This is a genomic window from Deinococcus marmoris, assembly GCF_001949125.1.
GTDB classification, from domain to species: Bacteria; Deinococcota; Deinococci; order Deinococcales; family Deinococcaceae; genus Deinococcus; species Deinococcus marmoris_A.
Genome location: NZ_MSTI01000033.1, coordinates 1 through 3890, shown reverse-complemented (window position 1 = coordinate 3890; position 3890 = coordinate 1). Strand labels below are relative to the sequence as shown.

Below are 3890 nucleotides of genomic sequence, written 5' to 3'. Positions count from 1 at the left end.
TGTGCGGTCCAGGCTGAATTCGCGGGGCTTGGCATCCGGCAACAACGCCAGAACCAGGCGGGCGACGTCCAGCGGACAGAGCGGATGCTTGTCAAAGAATCGCTCGATCTTGCGGATGACTGAGGCCGTTCGAGCGTTGCCAGAGCAACGCTCGGCCAGTGCAGCGTGGCGAACGTCTTTGGCTTGAACCAGCGCCAGGACGAGCATGGCGAGCAGCTCCACCTGATTTTTGCGGTATTCAGGAAAATGAGAGAAGAGGCACAGACTCAGCGATTTCAGAGATGGACAAGACGCGCTCTGTTCTCGCGTACTGGACGATGAATTTCAAGTCCCTCTAAAAAGTGTCGGGTACTGAGCCTCTGCAGACAGGGCCCTGAGCAAGTCGGCCACCCCCTGACGCGCATCGCGGGGAAGACCCACAACCTGCCGGTGGGCGTCCTGCAGCGTTTCAACCGGCAGCCTGGCCAGGGCGTCACGCTGCAGCCCTTCACCCTTGAGCAGGAACGTCAGGGTCCGCGCCAGGTCTTCAGCACTGGCCTGCACTTCAGAGGGTTCCTCGTCGCTGGAAACAGTGTGGGCACGCACGCTGGGCGCCGCCAGCACTGGACGCGACGCTTCCTCGGGCCAGGCGTACTTGCCCGTTCCGTAGGACCGCACGACGTCAAGCACGAAGCCCACCTTGTTGGCCGGCTTGTATCCACGCCCCAGGATCGCCCTGACCAGTGTCACGGCGTCACGGACCCTTTCCGGGTAATCGAGCGCGGCCTTCCTGGCAGCCACCAGCGGCACTCTCAGCTCCATCAGCAGCGCCACCAGCTCGCCGTTGGGTTCCGGCGCCATCCAACCAAAGATGTAGCTCACGGTCTGGCCCTTCCCACGCCCGGTGATCTGCACGTCTTGCAGGTACCCAGACTCCAGCAGCGTGGTGTGAATCGGCTCCAGGGTCCGCCGGATCTTGTCGGGCCGCTGCAATCCCGCAGCGCTGCGCCAGATCCATCAGCGGCAGTTGCAGCGTGCCGGTCTTCAGGTGATGCTGCACCGGGTCATGCCGCAGAGAATCGATCACCCGGTACGCGGCGCGGGCCGGCTGTCCGAGCTGACGCATCAGCGTGGTGCTCACGGGTTTGAAATAGCCATTGCGGATATTGCGCGTCAGTTCCGCCGGCAGCGACACGGCAATCGCCTGGGCCCCGCCTGAGTCCCGTCTGCTGCGCGTGAAAGCCAGCTTCTCGATCAGTCGGAACCCCACGGTAACCCAGTCGTCGTTCTCGTGGCTGCGCCAGGCGCCGCTGATCCAGTACTGGGTGGCGCTCAGGCGTTCGAGACTCTCGCGCATCATGCGCCGATTGGCGCAGCTGTCCTCGAGGCCGCACAGCTGCAGCAGACGGTACATGGTAAAGGCCACCCGACCGTCTTCAGCGCAGCCCTGTTCGATGTACAGCTCCTGAAGGGCCAGGTAAGAATCGTTGTCGATACCGTGCGGCACGCCGTACTTCTGGGCACCGTTGCATTCGACCTCGCTCTCGATGCCGGCGCGCTCAAAGGCAACCTTCCACGAGGTGTAGTCGTCGGCGATCTTGCGCTGAATGGAAATCAGACCAAGCTGGGTGACGTTCAGATCCTCTCTGAGCATCACGTCCTGCGCCTGCGTCTTAGAGCCTATTCGGAAAGTGGAGCCAACTTGCGCCAAATGATCAACGCCGCAGCAAGCTGAACAAATCCCAGGTGGTGAGCTGCTTGCTTCTCGCAGCGGATCAGCAATTGATGAAAACGATTGAACCAGGCATGACCCACCTCTACGACCCATCGGCGTGGTGGATGACGCTCCGGGTTCCCCGGAGCAGGAAGCGGCCCAGTCACACTGGCTTTTTTGGGAATATGCGCCGTCATTCGACGTGTTGCCACTGCTGCTCGACACGTCGGGGTGTCGTACCCCCGATCCAGACACAGCTGCCGCTCCTGATCGTCGTCAGAAAGTGGCACGACCACTGCATCCAGAACTTCAGCCAGCATCTGGCTGTCGTGTCGATTCGCTCCGCACAGCACCACCGCCAGGGGAATGGCCTTGCCGTCGGTCAGGAGCGTTCGCTTGGCTCCAGCCTTGCCCCGGTCTGTCGGATTGCTCCCGGTGGCCTCCGGTACGCCGGAAGCCCCTTTTTTCCGAGCGGGGCTTTCACGAGGCACCCGTCAGCAGATTGCCACTCCCATTCGATCCCAATGACGTCACCGTACTCCTTCAGGAGTACGGCCCAAACACGCCCCAGACAGCCATATTCCACCCAGGCACTGTAGCGGTTGTGAGCGGTAGTGACCGCGCCGTAATGGGCAGGGAGCTGGCTCCAATGGCTGCCCGTCCGGGCCAGCCAGATCAGACCATTGAAAATAGGCCGTGCGTCGCAGGGTGGGCGTCCACTTTTTTTGCGGGGTTTGTCAATGATCAGGAGTGGTGCAATCCTCTCCCAGAGGGCATCGGAAGCTTCCCAGATCACGGATTGGGCGTCAATCTGAGCTTGGTGAGGTTAAGTCGTCGTCAGGCGCTTAGCCTATCACTTTCCTAATAGGCTCTTAGTCACATGTCCTCTGGAACCCTCAGCCTACGTGCCGAACTCCGCTGAGACCATACCGTTATCAATCACCCATGACTAAAGTCACGGGTTTGTGTCTGGATTCCATCGCAGTTCCGCATACCTCGAAAGGCGAGCGGCTTTGACTTCAACATCCGACACATCAGGGGTTATTGATAAGGACCCCGTGCTCATCCAGTCTTGCCGGACAAGCATTGTTCGTAAAGCGATATTCACACTCGCAACCCTGTCGGAGTGACCCGTATGACCGCACACCTCACACACAAACATCAGCCCCGCGTTCGGCCTGTTCCCCTTGGAACAGTGGCCGCACTTCGGGCAGGACTGGCTGGTGTAATTGGCGTCAACCTTGACTGCGAGACTCCCGTACAGCGGAGCCTTATAGGCGAGGTTGAACTGCAACTCCTGAAAGCTCCACTGGGAACGGCGACGCTTCACCCGCTTGGCCTTCTTGCTGGCCTTCGGGTTACTGCGCCCCTCGGTGCGTTCACGGATATTCGTCAGGTCCTCCAGGCCAAAGATTGCGCCGGGAAAACGAGTCAAGAGCATCTTGCTCAACACATGGTTACGATCAGCGACAAACCGTCTTTCCCGGCCCGACAGAGCGACGAGTCGCCTTGTTGCGGAACGGGTGCCTTTGCGCTGGAGGGATTTGATTGTACGAGCAAACTGGTCTTTTCGCTGGCGGACTGCCGCCCCTTTCTTAAACAGGCTCTGCCCGTTCATGTCGGTGGCGACGAAGTGATACCGCTGACCCACGTCCACCCCAACGATGCGCGGGTGGTCCGTGGGCTGCGGGTCTGGAAGGGTGATGCTCAGGGCAACGATCAGGTAATACTGCTTCTTGGACTTCTGGTAATAGAGCTTGGCCGCCCCCGTTTCCGCACCCTGCACGATGTAGTCCAGGTGCTTGGGGTGACCTGAGACTAGGAACCGAAACCTGCGCTAAGGAATTCGGTTCAGGTATTCCTCCAGCGAAGACGGGTCGCGCAGGGGTCTGAGCTGGCCCTGGGCCACCTCCGGTGAGAGCGTGAAGTCGTACTTGCCGAGCATATGGATATGGTCATGCAGCAAAGGCGTCAGCCGGGCCACATCCGCCTCCAGTACCGGATGCCCGGTGCTTTTCAGGTCATCCAGTGCCACCTGCATGTAGCGGGTGTTCCACAGCACGATGGCGTTGACCACCAGTCCCAGCGCCCCAAGCTGGTCTTCCATACCCTCGCGGTACTTCTGCCGCAACTCGCCCTTCTGGCCGTAGAACACGGCCCGCGCCACAGAGTGGCGCTGCTCGCCCCGGTTGAGCTG

Annotated in this window: 6 protein-coding genes and 1 pseudogene; all 7 read right to left on the bottom strand. The window is 60.6% G+C overall.

What is annotated here, in order from left to right:
* A pseudogene (locus BOO71_RS04805) lies at positions 1 to 207 on the bottom strand (IS4 family transposase); the annotation flags it as partial.
* A gap of 117 nt (positions 208 to 324) precedes the next feature.
* Positions 325 to 789 (bottom strand): hypothetical protein, encoded by a 465-nt coding sequence (locus tag BOO71_RS28650; protein WP_254843022.1) that lies wholly within the window; start codon positions 787 to 789, stop codon positions 325 to 327.
* Positions 734 to 1633: a replication initiator protein A gene (locus tag BOO71_RS04800; protein ID WP_254843023.1), complete on the bottom strand. Its 900-nt coding sequence runs from the start codon at positions 1631 to 1633 to the stop codon at positions 734 to 736. The genes BOO71_RS28650 and BOO71_RS04800 overlap by 56 nt, the downstream gene beginning before the upstream one ends.
* Before the next feature lie 26 nt (positions 1634 to 1659).
* Entirely contained in the window at positions 1660 to 2184 is a 525-nt protein-coding gene (locus BOO71_RS26265) for an IS5 family transposase (RefSeq protein WP_083653005.1), read from the bottom strand.
* Positions 2076 to 2489, bottom strand: a complete 414-nt coding sequence (locus BOO71_RS29155; RefSeq protein WP_175607365.1) for a transposase — start codon at positions 2487 to 2489, stop codon at positions 2076 to 2078. The genes BOO71_RS26265 and BOO71_RS29155 overlap by 109 nt, the downstream gene beginning before the upstream one ends.
* A 159-nt stretch (positions 2490 to 2648) precedes the next feature.
* Positions 2649 to 3479 carry an RNA-guided endonuclease InsQ/TnpB family protein gene (locus BOO71_RS04790; RefSeq protein ID WP_254843021.1) on the bottom strand — a complete coding sequence of 277 codons (831 nt, stop codon included), beginning with the start codon at positions 3477 to 3479 and terminating at the stop codon, positions 2649 to 2651.
* Between the two features lie 51 nt (positions 3480 to 3530).
* A partial coding sequence (locus tag BOO71_RS04785; protein WP_139322752.1) for a Tn3 family transposase occupies positions 3531 to 3890 on the bottom strand: 360 nt, incomplete at its 5' end.